The sequence below is a fragment of the Bradyrhizobium sp. CCGUVB4N genome, assembly GCF_024199945.1.
Classification (GTDB): Bacteria; Pseudomonadota; Alphaproteobacteria; order Rhizobiales; family Xanthobacteraceae; genus Bradyrhizobium.
This window is the reverse complement of sequence record NZ_JANADP010000001.1, coordinates 8,509,304-8,535,935: the sequence shown is the minus strand read 5'-3', so window position 1 is coordinate 8,535,935 and position 26,632 is coordinate 8,509,304. Positions and strand designations below refer to the sequence as shown.

Below are 26,632 nucleotides of genomic sequence, written 5' to 3'. Positions count from 1 at the left end.
TCATTGTGGGCTATTCGAGCTATCGCGAAACATCACCGCTTGACGGCAATCTTCTTGCCCCCTTGGTATCTCACCGCGATGACACTCATCGCCACTTCAAGCCACCGGAGACGTGCCCATGGACCAGCAACTGCTCGACCGTCTCGCCATCCGCGACCTCGTCGAAAACTGGGCGGTGTGGCGCGACGCCGGTGACTGGGAGCGGTTTGCCACCGTCTGGCATGAAGAGGGCTGGATGTCCGCGACCTGGTTTCAGGGACCGGCGCGGGATTTCATGCGCGTCAGCCAGGAGGGCTTTGCCAAGGGCGTGCGCATCCTGCATTTCCTCGGCGGCACCAGCATCGACCTTGCGGGCGAGCGGGCCATTGCGCAAACCAAGATGACGATCTCGCAGCGGGCTCCGGTCCACGACGTACTGTGCGACGTCGTCTGCACCGGGCGGTTCTACGATTTCCTGGAGAACCGGCAAGGCAAGTGGGGCATCGTCCGCCGCCAACCGATCTACGAAAAGGATCGGATCGACCCGGTCGATCCTGCCGCGATGCTTCGCCTCGACCAGCAGGCGCTCGCCGCGCTGCCCGAAGGCTACCGTCACCTCGCCTACATGCAGGAGTTGATTGGCTACAAGGTCAAGCGCGACATGCCCGGCCTGATCGGCCCCGAGGTCGAGAAGCTCTATGGCGAGGGGCGGGACTGGCTTGCGGGGAAGGCCAAATAGACTGCGGGCAAGCGAACGCGAGAAAAAAGTAAGGCGCGACTGGCATCACCACAGTCGCGCCCTACGTCGCCGGCTTATGGGGCAGGGGGGAATAGCCGGCTGTTGAGACGACTCCCAGGCGCGGGAGTCGTTCCAGGCGGCTGCAAAATTTTTTGTGCGGCCTGGCGTGAATTTGGCACACGGTTAAGTGATCTTAACCTCTGGGAAACTCCTGTCCTCTCCTCGCGTTGTTCCCGTGATCGCCATGGGGCGAGGGACCGACAGCCATGCCACAGATTCAAAAGGTATTTTTGGGTGCCGTCGCCATCGCCGCGACGCTTTGCGCCGTTCAGGTCGGCGCCGTTCAGCTTGCCTCTGGCCACGATCTGGCCGAACGCTGGCAGGCTCTCGCCGAGCAGCCGGGCCAGACCTCGGGTCGGAATGTCGCAAGTCATGACGTCAATCGCGCCAGCAAGTCCGATCGGCTCGCCGACCTCAAGCCGGCGGCCGCTCCGACCCGCACCGTCTCGATGCGGCTGAACGATCTGGCCGACACGTCCGTGCTGATCCGGGTCCCCGCGGTGGTCGAGACCGGCAACGCCAAGCCCTCAACCATGCTGTTGAAGCCGGGCCGCAAGCCGACCATCGCGTGTGAGCCGATGGTGAGCTCCCTGACCGAGGTCGCCAAGCTGCTGCAGCCCGGCCGCTGCGTGACCTGATCGGGCCCGTCCCTACCTGCCAAACCGCCCCTCCGCCTGGGGGGGCGGCTTTGCACGTCCACTTGATCCCCTATCCCATCGCGTTATATCCCGGGTTTCTCCAACTCCGATTGACCGGGTAAACGCATGACGACGTCCGATACGGCCACGCATACGCAGCCTTTCCAGGCCGAGGTTTCCGAGCTGCTGCACCTGATGGTGCACTCCGTCTATTCGGAGACCGACATCTTCCTGCGCGAGCTGGTCTCCAACGCCTCGGATGCCTGCGACAAGTTGCGCTATGAGGCGATCGCCAATCCGGCCCTGCTGGGTGAGGGCGACGCGCCCAAGATTCGGATCATCCCGAACAAGACGGCAGGGACGCTGACGATCGCCGACAACGGTATCGGCATGGAGCGGCAGGAGCTGATCGATCATCTCGGCACCATCGCCCGCTCCGGCACCAAGGCCTTCGTGTCGAAGCTGAAGGAGGCCAAGGACGGCCTCGGCCTGATCGGCCAGTTCGGCGTCGGCTTCTATTCCGCCTTCATGGTCGCCGACAAGATCGTCGTCGTCAGCCGCCGTGCCGGCGAGAGCGACGTCTGGACCTGGACGTCGTCAGGCGGCTCCGGCTTCGAGATCGCTCGCGCGAGTGACGAGGAGGCGGCGCGTGTGGCGCGCGGCACCGAGATCGTCCTGCACCTGAAGGACGACGCGAAGAAATATCTCGAGACCTACGAGATCGAGCGCATCGTCGGGGCCTATTCCGACAACATCCTCTTCCCGATCGAGCTGGTGCCGGAAGAAGGTGAACCACGCCAGATCAATTCGGCGAGCGCGCTGTGGCAGCGTTCGAAATCCGAGCTTTCGACGGAAGACTACAAGAAGGCCTACCAGCAGATCGCGTCCGCCTTCGACGATCCCGCGATGACGCTGCATTATCGCGCCGAGGGCCGCTACTCCTATGCCGTGCTGCTGTTCGCGCCGTCGACCAAGCCGTTCGATCTGTTCGAGCCGAACCGCAAGGGCCGCGTCAAGCTCTATGTCCGCCGCGTCTTCATCACCGACGATGCGGATCTCCTGCCGGGCTATCTCCGCTTCATCCGCGGCGTCGTCGACAGCGAGGATCTCCCGCTCAACATCTCGCGCGAGATGCTCCAGAACAACCCGCAGCTGGCGCAGATCCGCAAGGCCGTGGCGACCCGCGTCGTCAACGAGCTCGAAAGCCTCGCCGAGAAGGACGCCGAGAATTTCGCAAAGATCTGGGACGCTTTCGGCGCGGTGCTGAAAGAGGGCATCTACGAGGATTTCGAGCGCCGCGAAAAGCTGCTCGCGCTGTCTCGCTTCACCACCACGACCGGCGAGAAACGCGCACTCAAGGACATCGTCGCCGATTTCAAGCCGAACCAGACCGAGATCTACTATCTCGTCGGCGACAGCATCGAGCGGCTGAAGTCCAGTCCGCGGCTGGAAGCTGCGACCGCGCGCGGCATCGAGGTGCTGCTGCTGTCCGATCCGGTCGATGCCTTCTGGACCTCGATGCCGACGGAGTTCGAGGGCAAGCCGCTGAAGTCGCTGAGCCAGGGTGATCTCAATCTCGACCTGATCCCGCGCGTCGACGACACGGACGAGACGAAGAAGGACGAGCCCGAGGCCGACGAGGCCGCCACCATCGCGGTGATCAAGGCGGCGCTTGGCGAGCGCGTCAGCGACGTCAAGGCCTCGACCCGCCTCACCAGCTCCGCTTCCTGCCTCGTCGCCGACAGCCAGGGCCCAAGCCGCGAGCTCGAGCGCCTGCTGGCGCAGCAGAACCGCGGCATGCGCACCAAGCCGATCCTGGAGATCAATCTGCGCCACCCCATGGTCACGGCGATCACCAAGGCCCAAGCCGGCTCGAACACGGTCGATGACCTCAGCCTGCTCCTGCTCGAACAGGCGCAGATTCTGGATGGCGAGCTGCCGGAAGATCCGGCCGCGTTTGCGGCAAGGCTGAATCGTCTCGTGCTGCAGGGGCTGGGCGGGTAGCGCGCGGCGCTCACCTTGCCGTCATTGTCCCCAGGAACAGTCGCCTCGGGCGTAGCGTTGTGTCATAGGAGGCCGTCGGCATCAGATCCGTCGACGCCACCTATTCGAGGAAATGTCCGATGCGCCTCCCTGTCCTGACCCTCACCGCCATCGCAGCGCTTTTCGTCGCGACTTCCGCCAGCGCCCAGCGTTACGACCCGCGTTATCCGGTGTGCATGCACATCTGGTCGGGCGGCCCTCACGGCGGCGCCAGCGACTGGTACGATTGCTCGTTTACATCAATTGAGCAGTGCCGCGCGACGGCATCGGGCCTTTCCGCGATGTGTGACGTCAATCCCTATTACGCCTTCGATCGGCAGCAGCCTCCGGCGCGCAAGCGTCACAAGACGGTGTACTGACGGGCTGTGGGTGCGATGTCCGGCGGATTGTTCGACCAAGCAATCAATCCGCCTGACGCGTGGAAGAAGGCTATTCCTTCCGGATCCCCGACAACTCCACCACCTTGCGCCAGCGCTCGGTCTCGGCGGTCAGCATGCCGCCGAACTCGCCTGCATTGCCGTGTAGCGGGATCGCGCCGAGCTCGGCGATGCGTACCTTGATCTCGGCGTCGGACAGCGCCGTGTCGACCTCGCGATTGAGCAGGTCGACGATCTCGCGCGGCGTGTCGTAGGGGGCGCCGACGCCGTAGAACGAGGATGTCTCGTAGCCGGGAAGCGTGCCGGCGATCGATGGTACCTCAGGCAAAATCTCCGAGCGCTCGCGCGTGGTGATGCCGAGCGCGCGCAGCTTGCCGGCGCGCACCAGCTCGAAGGACGAGGTGACGTTGTCGAACATGCCCTGGATTTGCCCGCTCATCACGTCGGTCAGGCCCGGCGCGGAACCGCGATAGGGCACGTGGGTGAACTGCACGCCGGCCATCGACTTGAACAGCTCGCCGGAGAGATGCAGCGAGGTGCCGATGCCGGACGAGGCGATCGACATCTTGCCGGGATTGGCCTTGGCGTAGGCAATGAAGTCGGCAACGCTCTTGACCGGCAAGTCGTTGTTGACGACCAGCACCAGCGGAATCCGCGCAACGCCGGCGACCGGCGCGATGCCCTTGGCGAAATCATAGGGCAACGCCGGATCGAACGAGGCGTTGATCGCATTCGCAGTCGAGGTCAGCAGCAGCGTGTAGCCGTCTGGCGCCGACGTGATCACCGCCTGCGTGCCGATATTGCTGCCGGCACCAGGCTTGTTCTCGACCACGAAGGTCTGGCCGAGCCGGTCGGACAGGCGCTGGCAGATCAGACGTGACAGCACGTCGGTGGCGCCGCCCGGTGCATAGGGCACCACCCATTTCACGCTGCGCGAGGGATAGGACGGGTTGCCGATCGCAAAGGCGCGCGGAGCCACGAGCGTGGCTGCGGCGCAGGCCGCGGTCTGAAGGAAATGTCGCCTGGTGATCATCATGGCCTCCAGTTCATCTCTCGCGGGGCGAGGGGACGCGCGCAGCACGCTCGAATGACTGGCGTTGCTATCGCAAGAATCGCGTCGGGCCGCACGACGTTCCCGTCGGCTTGGTAAAGGATGATCGCAGTTAATCGAGAGCTAACCGAGTTTTACCTTGTCTCTTAACACCTGGGCAGGGGGCGCGCGCTAAGCTGCCGGGAACAAGCAGATACCGCCCGAAAGAATGAACGGCATGACCACCGGCGTCATCGAGCAAACGAAAGCCGCGCGCGCGCCTTCGGCTTCAAAGATCTGGCTGAAGGCGATCGAGCTGACGGCGCGGATCGAGACGCTGCCGGGCCGGCTGTTCGCCGACGTCGTCGATGATTGGGCGCGTCGCCAGCCCGACCGTGTCGCGCTGGTCACGGACGACGCAAGCCTCGACTATGACGGCCTGTCGAAGCGCATCAATCGCTATGCGCGCTGGGCACTCTCGGTCGGCGTCGCCAAAGGGGATACTGTCGGCCTGATCATGCCGAACGGCATCGATTATGTCGCGGCCTGGCTCGGCATCAGCCGTGTTGGCGGCGTGGTGGCGCTGATCAACACCAGGCTCGTCGGGCAATCTCTCGCGCATTGCATCGATGTCGCAAAGCCCTCGCACATCATCGTCGCGCATGACCTCTCGGAGACGCTGGAGAGCGCGGCGCCGCACCTGAAGACCGAGGCCAAGGTCTGGACCCATGGCGATGCCCGCAGCGAGCGTGCGATCGATGTTGCGCTCGCCGCGCTCGACGACGAGGCGTTGCTGCCGGAGGAGCACGGCGACGTCACCATCGATGACCGCGCGCTGCTGATCTATACCTCCGGCACCACCGGCCTGCCGAAGGCTGCCAGCATCAGCCATCGCCGCATCCTCAACTGGGGTTTTTGGTTCGCCGGCCTCACCGGCGCGACACCGCAGGACCGTCTCTACGATTGCCTGCCGCTGTTTCACTCGGTCGGCGGCATCGTCGCGCCGTGCAGCATGCTCGCGGCTGGTGGTTCGGTGGTGGTCGCCGAAAAATTCTCGGCGTCGAACTTCTGGCCTGACATCGTGCGGCACGACTGCACCCTGTTTCAGTATATCGGCGAGCTCTGCCGCTATCTGCTCAAGGCGCCGCCGTCGGAATACGAAAACCGCCATCGCCTGCGGCTCGTCTGCGGCAATGGCCTGCGCGGCGATATCTGGGAGGATTTCCAGGGCCGTTTCGCCATTCCCCGCATCCTCGAATTCTACGCCGCGACCGAAGGCAATTTCTCGCTGTTCAACGTCGAGGGGCAGCCGGGCGCCATCGGCCGTATCCCGCCGCTGCTCGCGCATCGCTTTCCCGCCGGTCTCGTCAAGCTCGATCCCGACAGCGGCGCGCCGCTGCGCAATGAGGAAGGCTTTTGCTTGGCCTGTGCCCGCGGTGAGCCGGGCGAGGCCATCGGTCGCATCGGCAGGGCGGACGAGGGCGGTGGTCGTTTCGAGGGCTATACCGACGCGGGTGAGACCGAGAAGAAGATTTTGCGCAACGTCTTTGCCAAGGGCGATGCCTGGTTCCGTACCGGCGATCTGATGCGGCTTGACGACAAGGGCTTCTTTCATTTCGTCGATCGTATCGGCGATACCTTCCGGTGGAAGGGCGAGAACGTCGCGACCTCCGAGGTCAACGACGCCGTGCGCGATTTCACCGGCGTGGTCGATGCCACCACCTATGGCGTCAGCATTCCCGGTGCCGATGGCCGCGCCGGCATGAGCGCGATCGTCGTGAACGAGGGCTTTGACATCGCCGCGCTGTCTGCGCATCTCGCGCAGCGGCTGCCGGCCTATGCCCGCCCGGTCTTCATCCGCATCTCGCGCGAGCTCGATGCGACCGAGACATTCAAGCAGAAGAAGGGGGAGCTCGCGCGCGAGGGCTTTGATCCAGGCGCGGTGACGGATCCGATGTTCATGCTCGAGCCGAAATCCGGCGCTTATGTTGCGCTGGATGGGAAGACGTATGCGCAGGTCGTGGACGGTACGATCCGGCTGTAACGGAAGCAAAATCGCGAGATAGGTCCAATTTTATCTGAATTGTCCAAGAGGCCATTTACTTCTGTCCGGTAAACCCACGGGCAAGGGGAGGCGGTCATCGAGAGCCGCCGCAAGAAACACGATCGATTAACTAAAGTCAGAGGCGAGCCAGCCATGTCGGTACGATCCAAGGTCATTGAAGCGATCCAGCAGATCGCAAAAGAGCAGCACGTCACGCTTCCCGCACTTTCGGACGATCTGTCCCTGCACGAGACGGGCTTTGACTCGCTCGCTTTCGCGATCCTGGTCGCGCGTCTCGAGGACGAGACCGGCGTCGATCCCTTCACCATTTCCGAGGACGCAGCGTTCCCCGCCACCGTGGGTGATTTCGTGCGGGCCTACGAAAATGTCCCCGCGTGAGATCTTCGCGCTCCGTGATCATCTCGGCGCGGAGCTGAAAGGGCGGACACTGTCGGATGCGCACGATGTCGTGTCGCTGACCGACATCCTGTCGCAGACGGTCCTCGGTGGCCGCCTGCGCGAGCTGTCCGGCCGCGCGGTCCTCCTGAAACTGTCGGACCAGCTCCGCTCGGGCCTCGCCATGATCGAGCTCGACGGCATCGCCCGTCGCATGCTGCTATGCCCGCCGGATCTCAATCCTGCGCATCTGGACGCGCTCATCGCCGATGCCGGGATCGATGCCGTCGTCACCGACGAGCCCGATCGCTGGGCCGCGACCGGCGTGTCGCTGGTCGTTACCGCACGATTGCCGCTTCAAGCCACGGCGCCTGCGCAGACCGAGCGCGCGACCGAATGGCTGATGCTGACCTCAGGCACATCGGGCGTGCCCAAAATCGTCGGCCACACGCTGGAAGCGCTCACCGGCGCCATCGTCGCCGAAGGCCCCGCCAAGGGCCCGGCGCCGGTCTGGGCCACCTTCTACGACATCCGCCGCTATGGCGGCCTGCAGATCTTCCTCCGCGCCGTCCTCTCCGGCGGCTCGATGGTGCTGTCGGATCCGCACGAGGCGCTCGCCGATCACGTTGCGCGGCTGAACGCGCGCGGGGTCTCGCACATCTCCGGCACGCCCTCGCACTGGCGCAAGCTTCTGATGAGCGGCTCGGCCGCGCAGTTCGCGCCCGGCTATGTCCGCCTCTCCGGCGAGATCGCCGACCAGGCGGTGCTCGACGGCCTCACGGCGGCATTCCCCAATTCCTCCGTCGGTCATGCCTATGCCTCGACCGAAGCCGGCGTCGGCTTCGCCGTCAATGACGGGCTCGAGGGTTTTCCGGCGAACTATCTCGGCAACCGTAACGGCGTCGAGATGAAGGTCGTCGACGGCTCGCTGCGCATCCGCTCGACGCGGACGGCACACGCTTACATTGGCCGCAACGCGGCTGCGCTCACCGATGGCGACGGTTTCGTCGACAGTGGCGATATCGTCGAATTGCGTGGCGACCGCTATTATTTCGTCGGCCGCCGCGGCGGCATCATCAATATCGGCGGGCTGAAGGTTCATCCCGAGGAGATCGAGGCGGCCATCAACCGTCATCCCGACGTGCGGATGTCGCGGGCGAAGTCGCGGCGCAGCCCGATCACGGGCGGCATCGTCGTCGCCGACGTGATCCTTGCCGACGGGACCGACCAGGCGCGCGCGAAGGACATTCGCGACCAGATCCTGGATCAGTGCCGCGCGCAGCTGGCGTCCCACAAGGTGCCGGCGGTGATCCGCTTCGTCGAGGCGCTCGACGTCACCCCGGCCGGCAAATTGGCGCGCACCGATGCATAATGTTCTCGTCACCGGCGGCAGCCGCGGCATTGGCCTTTCGATCGGCAAGCGGCTGGTCAGCGCCGGCTACAATGTGATCGCGGCCGCGCGACGTGAGAGCGATGAGCTCAAGGCCGCGATCGCTGCCTCCGAGGGCCGCCTGCATTTCCGCGCCTGCGACCTCGCCGTAATCGATGCGATTCCGGCCTTTGCAAAACTGGTGCGCGACGAGTTCGGCCCGACCTACGGCCTCGTCAACAATGCCGGCCTCGGCACCGAGGGCCTGCTCGCAACCATGCACAATTCGGAGATCGAGTCGCTGGTACAGCTCAACGTGCTGTCGCCGATCATCCTCACCAAATATGTCGCGCGCCAGATGATGGCGGACGGCGCCGGCCGCATCATCAACATCTCCTCGATCATCGCGACGACCGGTTACAACGGCTTGTCCGTTTACGGCGCGACCAAGGCCGCCGCGACCGGGTTCACCCGCTCGCTCGCGCGCGAGGTCGGAAAGCTCGGCATCACCGTGAATGCGATCGCGCCCGGCTTCATCGATACCGAGCTGACGCACAATCTCTCCGACGAAAGCCGCAAACGCATCGCCGGCCGCAGCGCACTGCGCCGCCTGCCGGAGACCGACGACGTCGCGCGCATGGTGGAATATCTGCTCGGTGAGGGCGGCCGCAACGTCACCGGCACCGTGTTCACGATCGACGCAGGGAATACGGCCTGACACGGAACTCCGCCGTCGCAATCGGGTTGATCCGGCGCAATGACATTGAGCCGGATTTAGTCGTAAGATGCCTCGTGCTCGATTGGGTTACGTCAATCGAACTGCCCTAAACGACAGGGAGCAGTCCATGGTCACGCCAACCGTTGCGAGTCACGGTCAAACGCCTGCAGAGCCATCGCCCGCGAAGCTGGACGATACCCGCTGCCCGCCGATGTCGCATCAAAACTCCGGCAGCCACGGCTACGAAATGTATCCGCAGCAATTCGTGCGGCTGATCGGCTGTCATGACGTGCCGGCATCGGCCCTGCGCAAGCGCCAGGACGAGAAGCTGCATTAGCGCGCGTCGGCGCTCACGTCTGATGTTTCGGTAGATCAATCCGCGCGTGCGAGAATTCCGGCGGCCCTTCGGTCAGGCGGCGAATGCGGCGCTCGCGTTCGTCCGCGGGCAGAGCGGGATCGAGCAGGCTCTCGATCTCGTTTACCGCGATTTCCTCGATTCTCGTCGCATCCGACGTGATCGTGTGCGCCGATGACGGCGCCGCGGGCGCAATCCTGAGACCGAAATTGACCAGCTTGCAGATCGCTTCCGAGCGCGACAGGTGATGGTCCCGCGCCCAGGCATCCACGGCCGCGGTGAGCCATTCCGGCAGTTTGACCGCACTGATGATGTCGGACACCTCGATGATCCCGTGCAAGCTTCTGGGGCGGTCCGACCGTAGCGTCATCCCCGGCCGGCTGTTTGATGCCGATCAATGACGACGGGCGGCATTGCGGCGCGGAGCGAGCTTGTTGTCCGGCGCCATTTCGGCCAATGATCGGGGCATCGAAGGGGGCGCGAACCCCGATCGATCCTGCCACGTATCTCGTTCGGACGCTTCCCAACCATCCGGCATCATCCGATGATCCCAGGCGACTCCTTTTACGGCAGCATCCCTGTCTTCCGCGGCTTCACCAGCCTGATGGAGCCAAAGCTCTATTCGCCGCTGCCGGAGGACTGGAGCATCGGCGTCGCCGACATCGTCGATTCCACCAAGGCGATTGCGGCGCAGCGCTACAAGGCGGTCAACATGGCTGGCGCTGCCGTGATCGCTGCGGTGACGAATGCGCTGGAGGGACGCGAATTTCCCTTCGTGTTCGGCGGCGACGGCGCCAGTTTTGCAGTCGCGCCGGGCGATCTCGATGCGGCCCGCGAAGCCTTGGCTGCGACGGCGACCTGGGTGCGGGAAGACCTCGATCTCAAGATGCGTGTGGCGCTCGTGCCGGTGAGCGCCATCCGTGCGAAGGGTCTCGACGTGCGCGTCGCGCGCTTCGGTCCGTCGGCCAATCTGTCCTATGCAATGTTCTCCGGCGGCGGGCTCGCCTTCGCCGACGCCGCGATGAAGCGCGGCGAGTTCGCCGTCGCCGAGGCGCCCGCAGGCACGCAGCCCGATCTCTCCGGCCTGTCCTGCCGCTTCGAGGTGATACCAGCCTCGCGCGGGCTGATCCTGTCGGTGCTGGTGATGCCGGCTGCTGGCGTCGACCCGCAGGCCTTCCGCAAGGTGATCGAGGACATCATCCATCTCGTCGAGCGTAGTCCGGAGTCCGGGCGTCCCGTGCCGCCGCAGGGGCCACCGCTGAAATGGCCGCCGCAGGGCCTGGATTACGAGGCGCGGGCGATCCGCGGCGGGTCATTGCTCAAGCGTCGCGCCGGCCTGCTCGCCTACACGTTTTTCGCTTATGTCCTGATGCGCTTCGACATCAAGGTCGGCGGCTTCCTGCCGAAGGTCTACAAGCGCCAGGTGGTCGAGAATTCCGACTTCCGCAAATATGACGACGGACTGCGCATGATCCTCGACTGCACGCCGGAGCTTGAGCGGGCCCTGAGCGATCGCCTCGCGATCGCCGCGCGCGACGGCGTCGTGCGCTACGGCCTCTACCAGCAGGATGCCGCGATGATGACCTGCTTCACACCCTCGGCGCTGCGCAGCGACCACGTCCACTTCATCGACGGCGCGCGGGGCGGCTACGCCTCGGCGGCGACGGCGCTGAAGGCGATGGTGGCGGCTGCGACCTAGCGACCTGCTCGCGTCCAGGTTTCGCCGCCGCAGAGCGCGCCGACGCAGCCTTCGACGCGCAGCGTCTCTGCGCCCGTCACGGAGACGCTGCTCGCATAGGTGCTGCCGTCATCGGCATTGTAGATCTGGCCCGACCATTTGTTCGGACCGGACGGCTGCATGCCGGCGAACAGCGGCAGTCCGATCATCGGGCGCCTGGCGAGTGCGGGATTGGGATTCTTGCTGTCGGTCGCGGGCTGGCCGGTCGCGGTGTCGGTGGGCTCGCGCAGCCAGACGATGACGCCGCAGATGCCGCCGGCGCATTTGCTGATTTTGACGCGCGCATCGCCGGCCTGGGTGAGCCAGGTCCCGCTCGCGTCCGCGCTCTGCGCATGCGCAGCCGTTGCGCCGGACAGCGCAGCGAGGAGGACGGTGAGGATGGCGAATCTGCGGGACATGGGAAGGCCTCGGAATGGAGGGCGTCTCCATAGCAGCAAATCAGAATCGTGCAACGCCTGATGGAATCACATTGCTGCGTTCATTTGCCCCAGAGAGCGTCTCACCAGGGCAGGCCGCAGAGGTCAATGGTGCCGAGCGTCGGTGCACGGACGATGTTGAACACATAGGGCGCCGTATGCGTGAAGCGGATCCGCCCCTCCGGCTGCTCGCAATAGACCTCGCCCTTGAAGGACAGCCAGCTGCGCGCCTCGTAGAACGCGGCATTGTGCGGCTCGCAGAACAGGATCGCGAAGCGCACCGCCTCGTTGGCACGCATCGTATGCACTGCCGCGTCGATTGCCATGGTGGCATAGCCGCGGCCCCGGCGATCCTCGCGCGTGCAGACGCCGCCGATGCCGCCGACATGCACCTTCTGTCCATTCCAGGTGACGGTGCGGAAATAGATGCCGACATGGCAGACGAGGCCGTCCTCGGGAGTCTCGATCAGCACGCGGAGATCGGGATTCGCCCATTTGATATGGCCCCAAGGCAGCTTCTCCACCACCTCGCGCGGATAGACTGCCTTGAAAAGCGGCTCGGCGATCGGCCACGCGGCGTCGCCGTTCAAAATGTCGATTTCGATGCTCATGGCTTTCGCAGCTCTGCTCCGTGACGCATTCGTTCTGCCATAAGCGCTTCAAAGGCAATGATATTTTTCTGGGATCTGAAAGCTGTGCAATCGGGCCATGCCGTCGCAATCGCGCCTTTTCGCAAATTGGCGGTATTTAACGGCGCAGGAACCTTCTATAAGGGGTGACCGTTAGAACACGTTCCCCACCCAGTTGCGGACAAGAACCCATGACATTCACGCTGCCCCCACTCCCTTACGCCTATGACGCCCTCGGCCAGTTCATGTCGAAGGAGACGCTGGAATTCCACCACGACAAGCATCATCAGGCCTACGTCACCAACGGCAACAACGCGCTCAAGGGCACCGAATGGGAAGGCAAGTCCCTTGAAGAGATCGTCAAGGGCTCGTTCGGCAAGAACCCCGCGGTGTTCAACAACGCCGGCCAGCACTACAACCACATCCACTTCTGGAGCTGGATGAAGCCCAATGGCGGCGGTACCAAGCTGCCGGGCAAGCTCGAGAAGAAGATCAACGAGGATCTCGGCGGCTTCGAGAAGTTCAAGACCGACTTCCAGGCGGCTGGCGTCGGCCAGTTCGGCTCCGGCTGGGCTTGGCTCCAGGTCAAGAACGGCAAGCTCGAAATCGCCAAGACCCCGAACGGCGAGAATCCGTTGGTGCACGGCGCGACCCCGATCCTCGGCGTCGACGTCTGGGAGCACTCCTACTACATCGACTATCGCAACCGCCGTCCCGACTATCTCAAGGCATTCGTCGAGAACCTCGTGAACTGGGAATACGTCGAGTCCCTGTTTGACAAGGCGTAAGTCTTACACCGTCAGAAACGAAAGGCGGTCGCTCACGCGGCCGCCTTTTTGCTGTGCGGAATTGACAGATTGAGCCAGTCCTGCGCGGTGCGCGCACGGGTCTGTCATCGTTCCGTTTGCATCGCCTCGACGGCGCCCTTAATCAGGAGAGGCATCACCCTCGAGCCGACCCAGCCCGTTGTCAGATTCTTCCCCGAAAAGTCCTGCGCCTGCCGAGGACGCGGACTCCGAGCCGCGCCCCGGGCGCATCCGCAAGCCGATCGGCTGGTCGACGATCATCATTGCGGCGCTGGTGGCGGTGAGCGCCGGACTGGTCTGGCGCCGTGACGGCACCGATGGCGTTCTCGACATTCTCACTCACGACCTCTCGCTGTTCGGCGGCATCCTGCCGCGCGTACTGGCGGGCTGCCTGCTCGGCGCCTTCATCTCGGAAATCCTGCCGCACGAAAAAGTCTCGCGCTCGCTTGGGCCTAAATCCGGCCTGATGGGCCTTCTGATCGGCACCGCCTTCGGTGCGATCCTGCCCGGCGGTCCCTTCACCGCCTATCCCGTGGCGAGCGCGCTGCTCGCGGTCGGCGCCGATTTCGGCGCCACCATCGCCATGGTCGTGAGCTGGACCTTGATCGGCTACGGCCGCGCAGTCGCCTGGGAAATCCCGATCATGGGCACCGACTTCACGCTGTGGCGGATCCTGATCTCGCTGCCGCTGCCGGTGCTCGCCGGCGCGCTTGGCCGCTTCGTCTACGTCCGGGTCTATCCGAAGCGCGACAGCGACGAGGAGGCGGCGTGAGCGCGGCGCTCCTCATCGATATCCTGCTGTGGGGCTCGGTGTTCGGCGTCGGCCTGATCGCCTTCCGTCGCGGCCCTCCGGTGTTCAAGGCCTCGCTGCGCGAGGGCTCGATGGATTTCATCAACATCGTGCCGCGGATCGCGCTCGGGGTGATCGGCTCCGGCTATATCGCCGCCATCATCCCGCAGGAGGTGATCACCGGCTGGCTCGGGCCGGACAGCGGCTGGCTCGGGGTTGCGACCGCAGTGGTCGCCGGCGCCGCCACGCCTGGCGGCCCCGTGATCGGCTTTTCGATTGGCACGGTGGCGCTGAAGTCGGGCGGCGGGGTGCCCCAGGTGGTCGCCTATGTCGTGGCCTGGGCCCTGTTCGCCTTCCAGCGGGTGATTTTGTGGGAAATCCCGTTCATGCCGGCCCGTTTCGTCTGGTTCCGCTGCGCGGTCTCGGTGCCGTTCCCGTTCGTGGCGGCCGCCATCGCGATGGTGATCGGCAAGCCGTGACCGGGCGTGGACAGGGGTAATGTTATAATATAACGTCCTGGGCATGGTTCCCGCCGCGTCCCACGCCCATCATCACGACCATGCCCACGGTCATTCGCCTGGCCACTCCCACGGCCATTCCCATGACGATGACCACGGGCATTCGCATGGGCACGACCACACCCACGCCCATGTCCATGACGCGGCCTCGCCGCACCCGGCCCAGGAGGCGCCCTGGTCGATCCTGCGCATGACCATGGCCGGCCGCCTGTCGGCCGCCGTCGCCGTCTGCGCCGTGCTCTGGGGCGTCGTCTTTCTGGCGATGAGGTGACCATGGCGGCCATACACTTTCACAACGTGACGCTCGGCTACGACCGCCATCCGGCCGTGCACCATCTCAACGGCGAGGTCGCGCCCGGCGCGCTGGTCGCCGTGATCGGTCCCAACGGCGCCGGCAAGTCGACGCTGCTGCGCGGCATCGTCGGCATCCTCCGGCCGCTCGACGGCAGCATCCATCTCGGCGGCCTCGATAGCCGCGACATCGCCTATCTGCCGCAGAGCGCGGACATCGATCGCAGCTTTCCGATCTCGGTGTTCGATTTCGTCGGCACCGGGCTGTGGCGCGGGACGGGCCTGTTCGGCGGCATCGGCAAGGCCGCGCGCGAAAAGATTCTTCGCGCGATTGCGTCGGTGGGGCTCAACGGCTTCGAGAACCGTCCGATCGGCACGCTCTCGGGCGGGCAGATGCAGCGCGTGCTGTTCGCGCGCGTGCTGCTCCAGAATGCGCGCCTGATCGTTCTCGACGAACCCTTCAACGCCATCGACAGCAAGACTACGGTCGACCTGCTGGCGCTGGTGAAGCACTGGCATGGCGAGGGCCGCACCGTGCTCGCCGCGCTGCACGACATGGAGATGGTGCGCACCCATTTCAGCGAGACGCTGGTGCTGGCCCGCGGCCCCGTGGCCTGGGGGCCGACGGCGGAGGTGCTGACGCCGGAAAACCTGCTGATTGCGATGCGGATGTGCGAAGCCTTCGACGACAGCGCCACCGCCTGTGCCGAGGACGGGCGCTCGCGGGCGGCGTGATAGCAGATGATTTATGACGCGCTGATCGGCCCATTCACCGAGTTTGAATTCATGCGGCGGGCGCTTGCCGCGGTGATCGCGCTCTCGCTGGCGGGCGCCCCGATCGGCGTGTTCCTGATGTTGCGGCGGATGAGCCTCGTCGGTGACGCCATGGCGCACGCAATTCTGCCGGGCGCCGCCGTCGGCTTCCTGCTGTCCGGCCTCAATCTGTTCGCGATGACGGCCGGCGGGTTGATCGCCGGCTTTGCGGTCGCGATTCTCGCCGGCGTGGTCGCGCGCTCGACCGGGTTGAAGGAGGATGCCTCGCTTGCGACCTTCTATCTGGCCTCGCTGGCGCTCGGCGTCACCATCGTCTCGATCAAGGGCACCAATATCGATCTCTTGCATGTGCTGTTCGGCAACATCCTTGCGATGGACGATCAGACGCTGCTGGTGGTCGCCTTCAACGCCACGGTGACGCTGCTGGTGCTCGCGGTGATCTACCGGCCGCTGGTGATCGAGAGCGTCGATCCCTTGTTCTTGCGCACGGTGAGCCGCGCCGGCGGCCCCGCGCATCTCGCCTTCCTCGCGCTCGTCGTCATCAACCTCGTCAACGGCTTTCAGGCGCTCGGCACTCTGCTCGCGGTGGGATTGATGATCCTGCCGGCCGGTATCGCGCGGTTCTGGTCGCGCGATCTGACGGTGATGATCTGCATCGCGGTCGTCGCTGCCGCCGTCTCGGGCTATGCCGGCCTCGTGCTGTCATTCCAGACCCGCGTGCCCTCGGGTCCTGCGATCATTCTCGTGGCGACGGTGTTCTACATCGTCTCCGTCTTGTTCGGCCGCGTCGGCGGCATCGTCCGGCAGCTGTTTCCCGGCCGGCATCTGGAAGCATGACGATGCGCTTCCTTCTGCTTTTTGCGCTGCTGCTGATCGCCTCGCCGCTGCATGCCGCCGAGCGGCTCAATGTCGTTGCGAGCTTCTCGATCCTCGGCGATTTCGTCCGCGCTATCGGCGGCGACCGGGTCAACGTGACCACGCTGGTCGGTCCCGACAGCGACGTCCATGTCTACACGCCGGCCCCGAGCGATGCGAAGCGGATCGCGGACGCAAAACTTGTCATCGTCAACGGGCTCGGCCTCGAGGGCTGGCTGCCGCGGCTGGTTCAGTCCGCAGGCAGCAGAGCGACGATCGTGACCGCGAGCGCCGGCATCGCGCCTTTGAAGCTCGGCTCGGCCGCAGACCCCCATGCCTGGCAATCCGTGCCCAACGCCAAGGTCTATGTGACCGACATCGCCAACGCGCTGGTCGCGGCCGACCCCGACGATGCCGAGCTCTTCCGCACGCAGGCAAAGGCCTATCTGGACAAGCTCGAAGCGCTCGACCGGGAGGTCCGCGAGGCCGTGGCCAAAATCCCACCCGAGCGGCGCAAGATCATCTCGACCCACGATGCCTTCGGCTATTTCGCCGCCGAATATGGCGTCCAGTTCGTGGCCCCCCTCGGCGTATCCACCGAAACCGAGCCCAGTGCGCGGGACATCGCCGCCATCATCGGCCAGGTCAAGGCCGCGAGGATCCCGGCGGTTTTCCTGGAAAATATCAGCGACGACCGCCTGATCCGGCGGATCGCAGCCGAGACCGGCGCAAAGGTCGGCGGGACCCTGATTTCGGACGGTTTGACCGGCGAAAAGGGGCCTGCACCCACTTACATTGACATGGTCAGGCACAATATAAAGACCCTGACCAGCGCGCTTGACCATTAGGGCAGGGGGCCACCCCGTCGCCTCGCGTCGCGCGGCAAGCCGACCCCGGAGTTCTTATGTCTGAAGCGACCGCGTCCAAAATTCCCGTGACCGTCCTGACCGGCTATCTCGGTGCCGGCAAGACCACGCTGTTGAACCGCATCCTGTCGGAAAACCACGGCAAGAAATACGCCGTCATCGTCAACGAATTCGGCGAGATCGGCATCGACAACGACCTCATCATCGGCGCCGATGAGGAAGTGTTCGAGATGAACAACGGCTGCATCTGCTGCACCGTGCGCGGCGACCTCGTCCGCATCATGGACGGTCTGATGAAGCGCAAGGGCAAGTTCGACGCCATCATCGTCGAGACCACCGGCCTTGCCGATCCGGCGCCGGTCGCCCAGACCTTCTTCGTCGACGAGGACGTGCAGAAGAACGCGCGGCTCGACGCGGTGGTCACGGTTGCCGACGCCAAATGGCTGGCCGACCGGCTCAAGGATGCGCCCGAAGCCAAGAACCAGATCGCCTTCGCCGACGTCATCGTGCTGAACAAGACCGATCTCGTCACCAAGCCCGAGCTTGCCGAGGTCGAAGCCCGCATCCGTGGCATCAATCCCTATGCCAAGCTGCATCGCACCGAGCGCTGCTCGGTTGCCCTGGCCGACGTGCTCGATCGCGGCGCGTTCGACCTCGACCGCATCCTCGACATCGAGCCTGATTTCCTCGAGGTCGACGATCATGATCACGACCATGACCACCATCACGGCCACGACCATCATCACCACCATGATCACGGCCACGGCCTGAAGCACTATCACGACGAGGACATGCAATCGCTGTCGCTCAAGACCGACAAGCCGCTCGATCCGAACGTGTTCATGCCCTGGCTCCAGAACCTGGTGCAGGTCGAAGGCGGCAAGATCCTGCGCTCCAAGGGCATCCTCGCCTTCCACGACGACGATGACCGCTACGTGTTCCAGGGCGTTCACATGATGCTGGAGGGCAACCACCAGCGGAAATGGAAGGACGGCGAGCCGCGCGAGAGCCGCCTCGTCTTCATCGGCCGCGAATTGCCGGAAAAGGCCATTCGCGAGGGCTTCGAGAGCTGCATCGTCTCGTGATGAAAGAGTTTACGCCGGCCCCCGATTCCGCCTCGATCGTCTCCGTCACCGATCGCGTCAAGCCCGTGACGCTTGGCATCGGCGTGACCTCGGTGCATTTCCTTGGCCCCCGCGCCGCCTTCGTCGCCGGTGAGGAAAACGTCGCATTCGTCGATGCCAAGGGCGAGATCACGACGGTTGCCGTGCATAGTGGCGGCATTCTCTCGACCGCCTCGGACGGCAAGCGCCTCGTGATGGGCGGCGATGACGGCAAGGTCGTCTCGCTCGATGCCAAGGGCGAGGTGACGCTGCTCGCCACCGATCCGAAGCGGCGCTGGATCGACGCGGTGGCGGTGCATCCGGATGGCGCCTACGCCTGGTCGGCCGGCAAGACCGCGACCGTCAAGAGCGGCAAGGCCGAGGAAAAATCGCTCGAGGTGCCCTCGACCGTCGGCGGGCTCGCGTTCGCACCGAAGGGCCTGCGGCTCGCGATCGCGCATTACAACGGCGCGACGCTGTGGTTTCCCAATATGGAAGGGTCGGCCGAATTCCTGCCCTGGGCCGGCTCGCATCTCGGCGTCACCTTCAGCCCGGACAACAAATTCCTGGTCACCACCATGCACGAGGCGGCCCTGCACGGCTGGCGGCTCGCCGACAACAGGCACATGCGCATGACCGGCTATCCCGGCCGTGTCCGCTCGATGTCCTGGAGCGTGGGCGGCAAGGGCTTGGCGACCTCGGGTGCCGATACCGTCATCATCTGGCCGTTCGCCAGCAAGGACGGCCCGATGGGCAAGGAGCCCGCGATGCTCGCGCCCCTGCAGGCGCGCGTGTCGGTCGTCGCCTGCCACCCGAAGAACGACATCCTCGCCGCCGGCTACAGTGACGGCACCGTGCTGATGGTGCGGCTGGAGGACGGCGCGGAGATCCTGGTCCGCCGCAACGGCACCCCGCCGGTGGCCGGGCTCGCCTGGAACGCCAAGGGCACGCTGCTGGCCTTCGCCGACGAAAATGGGGACGGCGGTCTGCTGGAGCTTTGATCTGTCATGGTTCCGGCCGTATAGGGGACCATGCGATTTCTCACGACCTTCCAGCTTGCCGACTTCGCCGACACGCTGATCAGCCTGTTCACGGCCTTCGTGCTGGGCACGCTGATCGGCGCCGAGCGGCAATATCGTCAGCGCACCGCCGGCCTGCGCACCAACGTGCTGGTCGCGGTTGGTGCTGCCGCCTTCGTCGATCTCGCCATGCATCTGGACGGCGCTGATGGCGCGGTGCGGGTGATCGCCTATGTCGTCTCGGGCATCGGCTTCCTGGGCGCCGGCGTCATCATGAAGCAGGGCATGGACGTGCGCGGCCTCAATACCGCGGCGACGCTGTGGTCCTCGGCCGCCGTCGGCTCCTGCGCCGGGGCCGATATGGTCGCGCAGGCGGCCGCGCTGACCGTGTTCGTCATTGCCGGCAACACCATGCTGCGCCCGCTAGTTAATGCCATCAACCGCATTCCGCTGAACGAGAAGGCGCTGGAGGCGACCTATTACTTCAAGCTCGCAGTCACGATTGACGCCTTGCCAGACATGCGCGATCGTCTCGTCGACAAGCTGGAGGCCGCGAAATATCCGGTGGCCGATGTCGATGTGGTCGAGATCGGAGACGACGATCTGCTGGAGATCGTCGCCAAGCTGGTCGCGACCGCGGTCGATCCGAACGAGCTGAACGCGGTGGCGACCGACCTCCAGCATCTGCCCGGCGTGCGCCATGCCACCTGGGAAGTCAGCACTACGGAGTAGGCGCGGCCTGTTGGCGTGCAAGCGAGCGGTTCCCGCCCGGCTGGGCACGGAACCGCAGCCGGGCCATTTCGTTGATCCCGCGGACAAAGGCGGTGATCGACATGCCCGGCCAAGATGACAAGCGCAGATTGAAGCTCGATTTGACGATTGCCTGCTCGCTATTCGCAGCAGGCGTCGTGGTGTCAGTGATGTCACTCGCCCAAATCCGCGCACAGAGCCGGATGGAGTTGGCCCAGGCGACGCAGCCGCTTCAGGGCACGCCGTCCAACGATCAGAACAAGTTGCCGGCCGAGGCCAAACCCGGCGGCGATCGGCCGACCACGCCGGCGCCGGAGCCCGCGCGCCCCGATCCGCAGACGCAAGGTGCGGCGGGAGCCGCCAAACCGGCATTGCCGCCGGCTCCGGCCGAGAAGGTCGCGCCGCCGCTTGAGAAGAAATAGCCTCCACGGCCGCGCGTCTTGACGCGTATTTGACTGCCGATGCCACTTCATCGATCTCGCCTCGGCGTGCAGGGCGCCCCATAATCCGTCGAACCAACGACAGATGGGGCCTTCCATGAAGATCGAGGACGTCCGCCGTACCGCTTACTCGATGCCGCTCACCAACCCGTCATTCCCGCCGGGGCCATATCGCTTTTTCAACCGCGAATATTTCATCATCACCTACAGGACCGATCCCGACGCCCTTGCCGCCATCGTGCCCGAGCCGCTCGAGGTGGCGGAGCCGGTGGTGAAATACGAATTCATCCGCATGCCCGACTCCACCGGCTTCGGTGACTACACCGAGACCGGGCAGGTGATCCCGGTCCGCTTCAAGGGTGAGCTGGGCGCTTACACCCACGCGATGTATCTCGACGACGAAGGTCCGATCGCCGGCGGCCGCGAGCTGTGGGGCTTTCCGAAGAAGCTGGCCCGGCCGAAGATCGAGGTCGAGAGCGACGTGCTGGTCGGCTCGCTGCATTATGGTTCGGTGCTCTGCGCCTCAGCGACCATGGGCTACAAGCACCGCAAGGTCGACCTTGACGAGGTGCTGCAGCCGATGAAGGCACCGAACTTCATCCTGAAGATCATCCCGCATGTCGACGGTAGCCCTCGGATCTGCGAGCTGGTGCGCTTCCATCTCGAGGACATCACGCTGAAGGAAGCCTGGACCGGTCCCGCCGCACTCGGCCTGTTTCCTCACGCGCTCTGCGACGTCGCCCGCCTGCCGGTGCGCGAAGTGATGTCGGCGTTGCACTTCAAGGCGGACCTGACGCTCGGGCTCGGCAGCGTGGCGTTCGATTACATGGCCAAGTAACCTGGCGAAGTAACCTGGCGAAGTAACGAGGCGAGACCGGTCGCGAAACGAAAATGCCCGGCGCGAAGCCGGGCATCATGATCGATCAGGCCTCGTGCGCGATCACCGCACCAGAATATTCCGGAATTGCCAGGGATCGCTGGTGTCGATGTCTTCCGGGAACAGTCCCGGACGATCCGTCAGCGGCGTCCAGTCGGTGTAGAAACCCTTCACCGGGCCGAGATACGGCAGCTGGATTTCCAGCAAGCGATCGAAATCCATCTCGTCGGCTTCGACGATGCCTTCCCTGGGGTTTTCCAGCGCCCACACCATGCCGCCGAGCACGGCGGAGGTCACCTGCAGGCCGGTCGCGTTCTGATAGGGCGCGAGCGCGCGGGTCTCTTCGATCGAGAGCTGCGAGCCGTACCAATAGGCATTGTTGTCGTGGCCGAACAGCAGCACGCCGAGCTCGTCGATGCCGTCGACGATCTCGTTCTCGTCGAGGATGTGGTGCTTCTCCTGCATCTTCGCGGCGCGGCCGAACATTTCGTGCAGCGACAGCACGGCGTCGTCGGCCGGGTGATAGGCATAGTGGCAGGTCGGCCGATAGATCGCCTTGCCCGATGCGTCACGCACCGTGAAGTAATCGGAGATCGAGATCGACTCGTTGTGGGTGACGAGGAAGCCGTATTGCGCGCCGCGGGTCGGGCACCAGGTGCGCACGCGCGTGTTGGCGCCGGGCTGCATCAGATAGATGGCCGCGCCGCAGCCGGCTTCGTGGGTGCGCGCATTCTCGGGCATCCATTTCTCGTGGGTGCCCCAGCCGAGCTCGGACGGCTGCACGCCTTCGGAGAGGAAACCTTCCACCGACCAGGTGTTGACGAAGACATCCGGCTCCTTCGGTGTCTTGGAGCGCTGGGTGTCGCGTTCGGCGATGTGGATACCCTTGATACCGGCCTGCCGCATCAGGTCAGCCCATTCGGCCTTGGTCTTCGGCTTGGGGGCATTGAGCTTCAGGTCGGCCGCGACGTTGAGCAGCGCCTGCTTGACGAAGAAGGAGACCATGCCGGGATTGGCGCCGCAGCAGGACACGGCCGTGGTCGAGCCCGCCGGGCGCGCCTTCTTGGCGGCCAGCGTCACTTCGCGAAGTGCATAATTGGAGCGCGCTTCCGGGCCCTTGGTCGAATCGAAATAGAAGCCGAGCCAGGGCTCGTTGACGGTGTCGATATAGAGCGCGCCGAGCTCGTTGCAGAGCTCCATGATGTCGGTCGAGCCGGTGTCGACCGAGAGATTGACGCAAAAGCCCTGGCCGCCGCCTTCGGTCAGCAGCGGGGTCAGCAATTCGCGGTAATTGTCCCTGGTCACGGCCTTCTGGATGAAGCGCACATTCTGCTTCTCGCAATGCGCCTTGCGGCCCTCGTCCTTGGGATCGATCACGGTGACGCGGGACTTGTCGTAATCGAGATGCCGCTCGATCATCGGCAGCGTGCCTTTGCCGATGGAGCCGAAGCCGACCATGACGATGGGACCGGTGATCTTTGCGTAGATCTGCGAGGGGTGGCTCATGGGCTGGGTTCTCCGGAACGTGCTGGCGGACAAAGGGTGAGGCAAAGGGTGAGGAATGGATCAGGCGCTGCGGCGCTTGGCGGTGACTTCGATCTCGACCTTCATCTCGGGCTTGGCGAGGGCGCTGACGACCAGCAAGGTCGCAGCCGGTCTGATGTCACCAAGAACCTCGCCGCAGACGGCGAAGTGGGCGTCGATGTAGCTGGCGTCGGTGACGTAGTAGGTCGCACGGACGATATCGGCCATCTCGAATCCGCCCTCCCGCAGGGCGGCCTCGATGGTCTTGAAGCAGTTGCGTGACTGGCTCGTGACATCGGCGGGCATCGTCATCGTCGTGTAGTCATAGCCGGTGGTTCCCGCGACGAAGGCGAAGTCGCCGTCGATCACGGCGCGGCTGTAGCCGACGCTCTTCTCGAGGGGGGAGCCGGTGGAAATCAGGCGACGGGACATGGGTTCGGCCTCGGCTGAAGGAGGATTTCGTGGGGTTTACGGGCAATTTGCGGGCCGGCGCAACCCCAAAGCAATGGAGCTGAACGGAGGCGCAGCCGGACGAAGCCGCTCAACGCGGCTTGGTCCGTCGCCATCATGGCGATGTCTTAGGCCGCGTGCGCCTGGAGAGGGCGAACTACCCTCCGTTTGGGCAGGGCCGCGCCGGTCGGGACGATCATCCCCTCGGCGCCATCCAGCGCACCGGCCTCGAATTCGATCGCCAGCAGGCGCTCGCGCTCGAACGGGCCGGGCAGCATCAGCGCGCCGGTCTTCTCGGCCGAGAAGCCGAAACGGGCATAGTAGGGCGCATCGCCGAGCAAGATGACGGCGGTATGCCCGCGCGCCCGGGCGGCGGCCAGCGCTTGTTGCATCAGCGCGGCGCCGATCCCGAGCTCGCGGCAGGCAGGGTCCACCGCCAGCGGTCCGAGGACCAGAGCGGGCCTGCCTCCGGCGCTGACGTGCCACAGCCGCACGGTTCCCACGAGTGTCCCCTCGCGCACAGCCGACAGGGCAAGGCCTGCGGCAGGTGCACGTCCGTCGCGCAGGCGCTGGCAGGTGCGGTCATGGCGGTCTTCGCCAAAACTGGCATCCAGCAGCGCTTCACGGGCGGCGACGTCGACAGTACGTTCCGCACGGATCGCGAACGGAGCGGCTTTCGAAGTGAGGGCGACTTGTGGCTTCCGAAAAGCAGTCATGGCGCGTCAGTCCCCGCTTGAGCCGACGTGCGCGCAGCACGCCGGTCCAAGGCGTCGTCAGAATCAAAGATGTCAGGGAGGAGCCGGCAAGCCGGCTCCCGGGTTCGTCAGGCCTCGGACAAGAGAGGCAGCTTAGATGTGGTAGGTCCGCAGCGGCGGGATGCCGTTGAATGCCACCGCCGAGTAGGTCGACGTATAGGCCCCGGTGCCTTCGATCAGCAGCTTGTCGCCGATCTCGAGCGTCACCGGAAGCGGATACGGGGTCTTCTCGTACAGCACGTCGGCGCTGTCGCAGGTCGGGCCTGCGAGCACGCACGGGGTCATGTCCGCGCCGTCATGCGGGGTGCGGATGGCGTAGCGGATCGACTCGTCCATGGTCTCGGCGAGACCGCCGAACTTGCCGATGTCCAGGTACACCCAGCGCACCTCGTCCTCGTCGCTCTTCTTCGAGATGAGCACGACCTCGGATTCGATGATGCCGGCGTTGCCCACCATGCCGCGACCCGGCTCGATGATGGTCTCCGGAATCTGGTTGCCGAAGTGCTTGCGCAGCGCGCGGAAGATCGAACGGCCGTAGGTCACCACCGGCGGCACGTCCTTGAGGTACTTGGTCGGGAAGCCGCCGCCCATGTTGACCATGGTCAGGTTGATGCCGCGCTCGGCGCAGTCGCGGAACACCTGCGAGGCCATCGCCAGCGCACGGTCCCACGCCTTCACCTTGCGCTGCTGCGAGCCGACATGGAAGGAGATGCCGCACGGCTCCAGGCCCAGGCGCTTGGCGACGTCGAGCACCTCGACGGCCATTTCCGGGTCGCAGCCGAACTTGCGCGACAGCGGCCATTCGGCGCCGGCGCAGTCATAGAGGATGCGGCAGAACACCTTCGCGCCGGGAGCGGCGCGGGCGACCTTCTCGACCTCGGGGACGCAATCGACCGCGAACAGGCGAATGCCGAGCGCGAAGGCACGCGCGATGTCGCGCTCCTTCTTGATCGTGTTGCCGAAGGAGATGCGGTCGGGCGTCGCACCGGCGGCCAGCGCCATCTCGATCTCGGCGACGGTCGCGGTGTCGAAGCAGGAGCCCATGGAGGCCAGCAGTGCCAGCACTTCCGGCGCCGGGTTCGCCTTGACGGCATAGAACACGCGGCTGTCGGGCAGCGCCTTGGCGAAGGTCTGGTAATTGTCGCGCACGACCTCGAGGTCGACGACGAGGCACGGCTCGGTGTCGAGACCTTCCTTGCGGCGGTTGCGCAGGAATTCCTGGATACGTTCGGTCATGGCACTCTCCAACGGCCCCAGCGACGGGGTCCGCATCAACGTGACGTCGGATAAGAGTGCTCCGGCCACACCGCGCGATGGAGGCGCGTTGAGACCAAAAGACTCAAACCAGACTGTGCTGCCGTGGATTGGTTGGGAGAGTTTCCCGCCCGCACACCTGGCAATGAAGGACAAGCCTTTTCAGTAGCCCGCGCCGGCGTTGGAATGCCGGTAGAGACCAAAAAAGCCCGATCCGTCGTTGCTTTAAGTCGCGTCCCCCGTTGAGAGCGGGGTGCGCCGGTTCGCCTCCGGCTGCCAGTCACGGTTGCAAAAAGTGAAGTCACCTTCGACTAGGCATCTCTTTGAGAGAGATGCTGGGCGCTCCGGGTTTGCTGTCCGTCTTCAACCCCTGGAGGTTTCCGACTTCCGCACTTCCGAAGAGCCCCTCGGCTTCTTCACCCCTTGGCGGCTGTCCGGCCTCTTGTCCGGATACCTACCGACTGACACACGACCACAGGCACGTGCGAAATTGGGCAAGAGCGCACATAAGCGTTTTGACTCGGCTTCGCAAGAATTTTTTTAGGCTGAAGACAGGATTGCCTAACATCTGCTTGCGCGGTGTTGCGCGAGCGACGCGGAAGATGAATGCGCGTTAAGTTTTCTGTGTCGTGCGCGTGACTCAGACGCGCGCGCGGAGCGTCAGCCGCGCTTGAAGAACGGCTCGACGCGCTGAGCGGCGCGGATGAAGGCGGTCATCACCAGCACGCCGAGTGCGAACAGCACGGCCTGGAGGATGTGCGCGCCCTGGTCGCCGAGTCCGAACAGAATCGCGAGCGCCCAGCCGCCGGCAAACGCCGCGCCGAACACCTCGGCGCCGATCAGGATGGCGGCGCTGATGACGGTGATGACGCTCGGCCAGACGATCTGACGGGAAGATGAGGAGGGCGCGTTCATGGGCATAGGGGTCCGTGGCTTCGAGGGCCGCAATCTCCCCGAAAAGGCGGGCGGGAGCAAGGCCAAATGGCCCAAAAAAGCCCCATGGCGTGCTAAGCTGGACCCAACAAATCG

At 64.8% G+C, this 26,632-nt stretch carries 30 protein-coding genes; 21 read left to right on the top strand and 9 right to left on the bottom strand.

Annotated features, from left to right (window positions below):
* Positions 1–118 precede the first annotated feature (118 nt).
* The 4 genes from NLM31_RS39820 (at position 119) to NLM31_RS39805 (ending at position 3,818) form a co-directional block, all read left to right on the top strand.
* Positions 119–718, top strand: a complete 600-nt coding sequence (locus NLM31_RS39820) for a nuclear transport factor 2 family protein (RefSeq protein WP_254195782.1) — start codon at positions 119–121, stop codon at positions 716–718.
* Between the two features lie 266 nt (positions 719–984).
* Entirely contained in the window at positions 985–1,416 is a 432-nt protein-coding gene (locus NLM31_RS39815; RefSeq protein ID WP_254134618.1) for a hypothetical protein, read from the top strand.
* Between the two features lie 126 nt (positions 1,417–1,542).
* Complete coding sequence (htpG, locus tag NLM31_RS39810; RefSeq protein ID WP_254195781.1) at positions 1,543–3,420, top strand: molecular chaperone HtpG; 1,878 nt, start codon at positions 1,543–1,545, stop codon at positions 3,418–3,420.
* 119 nt (positions 3,421–3,539) lie between these two features.
* The gene (locus tag NLM31_RS39805) at positions 3,540–3,818 is read left to right on the top strand and encodes a DUF3551 domain-containing protein (RefSeq protein ID WP_254195780.1); all 279 of its coding nucleotides are present in this window, start codon (positions 3,540–3,542) and stop codon (positions 3,816–3,818) included.
* A 70-nt stretch (positions 3,819–3,888) separates the two neighbouring features.
* Here the strand turns inward: NLM31_RS39805 and NLM31_RS39800 are convergent, their stop codons facing one another.
* Complete coding sequence (locus tag NLM31_RS39800) at positions 3,889–4,869, bottom strand: tripartite tricarboxylate transporter substrate binding protein (protein ID WP_254195779.1); 981 nt, start codon at positions 4,867–4,869, stop codon at positions 3,889–3,891.
* Positions 4,870–5,095: 226 nt separating this feature from the next.
* Here NLM31_RS39800 and NLM31_RS39795 point away from each other — a divergent pair, with 226 nt between their 5' ends.
* The 5 genes from NLM31_RS39795 to NLM31_RS39775 all read left to right on the top strand — a co-directional run bounded on the left by NLM31_RS39795 (position 5,096) and on the right by NLM31_RS39775 (position 9,730).
* Positions 5,096–6,910, top strand: coding sequence for a long-chain-acyl-CoA synthetase (locus NLM31_RS39795; RefSeq protein WP_254195778.1), 1,815 nt, complete (start codon positions 5,096–5,098; stop codon positions 6,908–6,910).
* A gap of 153 nt (positions 6,911–7,063) precedes the next feature.
* Positions 7,064–7,309, top strand: coding sequence for an acyl carrier protein (locus NLM31_RS39790; protein ID WP_015688794.1), 246 nt, complete (start codon positions 7,064–7,066; stop codon positions 7,307–7,309).
* Positions 7,296–8,678, top strand: coding sequence for a class I adenylate-forming enzyme family protein (locus NLM31_RS39785; RefSeq protein WP_254195777.1), 1,383 nt, complete (start codon positions 7,296–7,298; stop codon positions 8,676–8,678). The genes NLM31_RS39790 and NLM31_RS39785 overlap by 14 nt, the downstream gene beginning before the upstream one ends.
* Positions 8,671–9,393, top strand: coding sequence for an SDR family NAD(P)-dependent oxidoreductase (locus NLM31_RS39780; RefSeq protein ID WP_254134612.1), 723 nt, complete (start codon positions 8,671–8,673; stop codon positions 9,391–9,393). The genes NLM31_RS39785 and NLM31_RS39780 overlap by 8 nt, the downstream gene beginning before the upstream one ends.
* A 127-nt stretch (positions 9,394–9,520) precedes the next feature.
* Positions 9,521–9,730 (top strand): hypothetical protein, encoded by a 210-nt coding sequence (locus NLM31_RS39775; RefSeq protein WP_254195776.1) that lies wholly within the window; start codon positions 9,521–9,523, stop codon positions 9,728–9,730.
* A 13-nt stretch (positions 9,731–9,743) separates the two neighbouring features.
* Here NLM31_RS39775 and NLM31_RS39770 read toward each other — a convergent pair whose 3' ends face one another.
* On the bottom strand, positions 9,744–10,118 hold the full coding sequence (locus tag NLM31_RS39770) for a hypothetical protein (protein ID WP_254195775.1): 375 nt from the start codon (positions 10,116–10,118) through the stop codon (positions 9,744–9,746).
* Between the two features lie 174 nt (positions 10,119–10,292).
* Between NLM31_RS39770 and NLM31_RS39765 the strand changes: the two genes are divergently transcribed.
* A complete protein-coding gene (locus NLM31_RS39765) occupies positions 10,293–11,447 on the top strand; it encodes a DUF3095 domain-containing protein (protein ID WP_254195774.1) in 1,155 nt (384 codons plus the stop codon).
* On the opposite strand, the gene NLM31_RS39760 is transcribed toward NLM31_RS39765, so the two are convergent.
* Positions 11,444–11,884, bottom strand: coding sequence for a DUF2147 domain-containing protein (locus NLM31_RS39760; protein ID WP_254195773.1), 441 nt, complete (start codon positions 11,882–11,884; stop codon positions 11,444–11,446). The genes NLM31_RS39765 and NLM31_RS39760 overlap by 4 nt on opposite strands.
* Before the next feature lie 101 nt (positions 11,885–11,985).
* Positions 11,986–12,513 carry a GNAT family N-acetyltransferase gene (locus NLM31_RS39755; RefSeq protein ID WP_254195772.1) on the bottom strand — a complete coding sequence of 176 codons (528 nt, stop codon included), beginning with the start codon at positions 12,511–12,513 and terminating at the stop codon, positions 11,986–11,988.
* 209 nt (positions 12,514–12,722) lie between these two features.
* Between NLM31_RS39755 and NLM31_RS39750 the strand changes: the two genes are divergently transcribed.
* The 11 genes from NLM31_RS39750 (at position 12,723) to NLM31_RS39695 (ending at position 21,581) form a co-directional block, all read left to right on the top strand.
* The gene (locus NLM31_RS39750; protein WP_063985730.1) at positions 12,723–13,319 is read left to right on the top strand and encodes a superoxide dismutase; all 597 of its coding nucleotides are present in this window, start codon (positions 12,723–12,725) and stop codon (positions 13,317–13,319) included.
* A gap of 178 nt (positions 13,320–13,497) precedes the next feature.
* On the top strand, positions 13,498–14,109 hold the full coding sequence (locus tag NLM31_RS39745) for a permease (protein ID WP_254195771.1): 612 nt from the start codon (positions 13,498–13,500) through the stop codon (positions 14,107–14,109).
* Positions 14,106–14,606, top strand: coding sequence for a hypothetical protein (locus NLM31_RS39740; protein ID WP_008138982.1), 501 nt, complete (start codon positions 14,106–14,108; stop codon positions 14,604–14,606). The genes NLM31_RS39745 and NLM31_RS39740 overlap by 4 nt, the downstream gene beginning before the upstream one ends.
* Before the next feature lie 312 nt (positions 14,607–14,918).
* Positions 14,919–15,671: a metal ABC transporter ATP-binding protein gene (locus NLM31_RS39730; RefSeq protein WP_254195769.1), complete on the top strand. Its 753-nt coding sequence runs from the start codon at positions 14,919–14,921 to the stop codon at positions 15,669–15,671.
* 6 nt (positions 15,672–15,677) lie between these two features.
* Positions 15,678–16,547 (top strand): metal ABC transporter permease, encoded by an 870-nt coding sequence (locus NLM31_RS39725; RefSeq protein WP_254195768.1) that lies wholly within the window; start codon positions 15,678–15,680, stop codon positions 16,545–16,547.
* 2 nt (positions 16,548–16,549) lie between these two features.
* Positions 16,550–17,413, top strand: a complete 864-nt coding sequence (locus NLM31_RS39720) for a metal ABC transporter substrate-binding protein (protein WP_254195767.1) — start codon at positions 16,550–16,552, stop codon at positions 17,411–17,413.
* A 56-nt stretch (positions 17,414–17,469) separates the two neighbouring features.
* Entirely contained in the window at positions 17,470–18,516 is a 1,047-nt protein-coding gene (locus NLM31_RS39715; RefSeq protein WP_254134601.1) for a GTP-binding protein, read from the top strand.
* Positions 18,516–19,535: a WD40 repeat domain-containing protein gene (locus NLM31_RS39710; protein WP_254195766.1), complete on the top strand. Its 1,020-nt coding sequence runs from the start codon at positions 18,516–18,518 to the stop codon at positions 19,533–19,535. The genes NLM31_RS39715 and NLM31_RS39710 overlap by 1 nt, the downstream gene beginning before the upstream one ends.
* Positions 19,536–19,565: 30 nt before the next feature.
* The gene (locus NLM31_RS39705) at positions 19,566–20,285 is read left to right on the top strand and encodes an MgtC/SapB family protein (RefSeq protein ID WP_254134599.1); all 720 of its coding nucleotides are present in this window, start codon (positions 19,566–19,568) and stop codon (positions 20,283–20,285) included.
* A 101-nt stretch (positions 20,286–20,386) separates the two neighbouring features.
* Positions 20,387–20,725 (top strand): hypothetical protein, encoded by a 339-nt coding sequence (locus tag NLM31_RS39700; protein ID WP_254195765.1) that lies wholly within the window; start codon positions 20,387–20,389, stop codon positions 20,723–20,725.
* A 115-nt stretch (positions 20,726–20,840) separates the two neighbouring features.
* Positions 20,841–21,581, top strand: coding sequence for an acetoacetate decarboxylase (locus NLM31_RS39695; RefSeq protein WP_254195764.1), 741 nt, complete (start codon positions 20,841–20,843; stop codon positions 21,579–21,581).
* A gap of 102 nt (positions 21,582–21,683) precedes the next feature.
* Here NLM31_RS39695 and NLM31_RS39690 read toward each other — a convergent pair whose 3' ends face one another.
* From NLM31_RS39690 to NLM31_RS39670, 5 genes are all read right to left on the bottom strand, one after another.
* Positions 21,684–23,126: a homospermidine synthase gene (locus NLM31_RS39690; RefSeq protein ID WP_254195763.1), complete on the bottom strand. Its 1,443-nt coding sequence runs from the start codon at positions 23,124–23,126 to the stop codon at positions 21,684–21,686.
* 60 nt (positions 23,127–23,186) lie between these two features.
* Positions 23,187–23,576 (bottom strand): RidA family protein, encoded by a 390-nt coding sequence (locus NLM31_RS39685; RefSeq protein WP_254134595.1) that lies wholly within the window; start codon positions 23,574–23,576, stop codon positions 23,187–23,189.
* Positions 23,577–23,722: 146 nt separating this feature from the next.
* Positions 23,723–24,310, bottom strand: a complete 588-nt coding sequence (locus tag NLM31_RS39680) for a GNAT family N-acetyltransferase (RefSeq protein WP_254195762.1) — start codon at positions 24,308–24,310, stop codon at positions 23,723–23,725.
* A 132-nt stretch (positions 24,311–24,442) separates the two neighbouring features.
* The gene (locus NLM31_RS39675; RefSeq protein WP_254134593.1) at positions 24,443–25,585 is read right to left on the bottom strand and encodes a type III PLP-dependent enzyme; all 1,143 of its coding nucleotides are present in this window, start codon (positions 25,583–25,585) and stop codon (positions 24,443–24,445) included.
* 678 nt (positions 25,586–26,263) lie between these two features.
* Entirely contained in the window at positions 26,264–26,518 is a 255-nt protein-coding gene (locus tag NLM31_RS39670; protein ID WP_254134592.1) for a hypothetical protein, read from the bottom strand.
* Positions 26,519–26,632 lie beyond the last annotated feature (114 nt).

What these genes read in the sequence shown, in the direction of transcription:
- NLM31_RS39700 (WP_254195765.1), top strand. Translation starts at nt 20,387, where the DNA reads ATGCCCGGCCAAGATGACAAGCGCAGATTGAAGCTCGATTTGACGATT.
- NLM31_RS39750 (WP_063985730.1), top strand. Translation starts at nt 12,723, where the DNA reads ATGACATTCACGCTGCCCCCACTCCCTTACGCCTATGACGCCCTCGGC.
- NLM31_RS39670 (WP_254134592.1), bottom strand. Translation starts at nt 26,518, where the DNA reads ATGAACGCGCCCTCCTCATCTTCCCGTCAGATCGTCTGGCCGAGCGTC.
- NLM31_RS39800 (WP_254195779.1), bottom strand. Translation starts at nt 4,869, where the DNA reads ATGATCACCAGGCGACATTTCCTTCAGACCGCGGCCTGCGCCGCAGCC.
- NLM31_RS39820 (WP_254195782.1), top strand. Translation starts at nt 119, where the DNA reads ATGGACCAGCAACTGCTCGACCGTCTCGCCATCCGCGACCTCGTCGAA.
- NLM31_RS39755 (WP_254195772.1), bottom strand. Translation starts at nt 12,513, where the DNA reads ATGAGCATCGAAATCGACATTTTGAACGGCGACGCCGCGTGGCCGATC.
- NLM31_RS39765 (WP_254195774.1), top strand. Translation starts at nt 10,293, where the DNA reads ATGATCCCAGGCGACTCCTTTTACGGCAGCATCCCTGTCTTCCGCGGC.
- NLM31_RS39710 (WP_254195766.1), top strand. Translation starts at nt 18,516, where the DNA reads ATGAAAGAGTTTACGCCGGCCCCCGATTCCGCCTCGATCGTCTCCGTC.
- NLM31_RS39785 (WP_254195777.1), top strand. Translation starts at nt 7,296, where the DNA reads ATGTCCCCGCGTGAGATCTTCGCGCTCCGTGATCATCTCGGCGCGGAG.
- NLM31_RS39775 (WP_254195776.1), top strand. Translation starts at nt 9,521, where the DNA reads ATGGTCACGCCAACCGTTGCGAGTCACGGTCAAACGCCTGCAGAGCCA.
- NLM31_RS39720 (WP_254195767.1), top strand. Translation starts at nt 16,550, where the DNA reads ATGCGCTTCCTTCTGCTTTTTGCGCTGCTGCTGATCGCCTCGCCGCTG.
- NLM31_RS39795 (WP_254195778.1), top strand. Translation starts at nt 5,096, where the DNA reads ATGAACGGCATGACCACCGGCGTCATCGAGCAAACGAAAGCCGCGCGC.
- NLM31_RS39760 (WP_254195773.1), bottom strand. Translation starts at nt 11,884, where the DNA reads ATGTCCCGCAGATTCGCCATCCTCACCGTCCTCCTCGCTGCGCTGTCC.
- NLM31_RS39730 (WP_254195769.1), top strand. Translation starts at nt 14,919, where the DNA reads ATGGCGGCCATACACTTTCACAACGTGACGCTCGGCTACGACCGCCAT.
- NLM31_RS39780 (WP_254134612.1), top strand. Translation starts at nt 8,671, where the DNA reads ATGCATAATGTTCTCGTCACCGGCGGCAGCCGCGGCATTGGCCTTTCG.
- NLM31_RS39675 (WP_254134593.1), bottom strand. Translation starts at nt 25,585, where the DNA reads ATGACCGAACGTATCCAGGAATTCCTGCGCAACCGCCGCAAGGAAGGT.
- NLM31_RS39770 (WP_254195775.1), bottom strand. Translation starts at nt 10,118, where the DNA reads ATGACGCTACGGTCGGACCGCCCCAGAAGCTTGCACGGGATCATCGAG.
- NLM31_RS39685 (WP_254134595.1), bottom strand. Translation starts at nt 23,576, where the DNA reads ATGTCCCGTCGCCTGATTTCCACCGGCTCCCCCCTCGAGAAGAGCGTC.
- htpG (WP_254195781.1), top strand. Translation starts at nt 1,543, where the DNA reads ATGACGACGTCCGATACGGCCACGCATACGCAGCCTTTCCAGGCCGAG.
- NLM31_RS39805 (WP_254195780.1), top strand. Translation starts at nt 3,540, where the DNA reads ATGCGCCTCCCTGTCCTGACCCTCACCGCCATCGCAGCGCTTTTCGTC.
- NLM31_RS39705 (WP_254134599.1), top strand. Translation starts at nt 19,566, where the DNA reads ATGCGATTTCTCACGACCTTCCAGCTTGCCGACTTCGCCGACACGCTG.
- NLM31_RS39815 (WP_254134618.1), top strand. Translation starts at nt 985, where the DNA reads ATGCCACAGATTCAAAAGGTATTTTTGGGTGCCGTCGCCATCGCCGCG.
- NLM31_RS39725 (WP_254195768.1), top strand. Translation starts at nt 15,678, where the DNA reads ATGATTTATGACGCGCTGATCGGCCCATTCACCGAGTTTGAATTCATG.
- NLM31_RS39690 (WP_254195763.1), bottom strand. Translation starts at nt 23,126, where the DNA reads ATGAGCCACCCCTCGCAGATCTACGCAAAGATCACCGGTCCCATCGTC.
- NLM31_RS39715 (WP_254134601.1), top strand. Translation starts at nt 17,470, where the DNA reads ATGTCTGAAGCGACCGCGTCCAAAATTCCCGTGACCGTCCTGACCGGC.
- NLM31_RS39790 (WP_015688794.1), top strand. Translation starts at nt 7,064, where the DNA reads ATGTCGGTACGATCCAAGGTCATTGAAGCGATCCAGCAGATCGCAAAA.
- NLM31_RS39680 (WP_254195762.1), bottom strand. Translation starts at nt 24,310, where the DNA reads ATGACTGCTTTTCGGAAGCCACAAGTCGCCCTCACTTCGAAAGCCGCT.
- NLM31_RS39695 (WP_254195764.1), top strand. Translation starts at nt 20,841, where the DNA reads ATGAAGATCGAGGACGTCCGCCGTACCGCTTACTCGATGCCGCTCACC.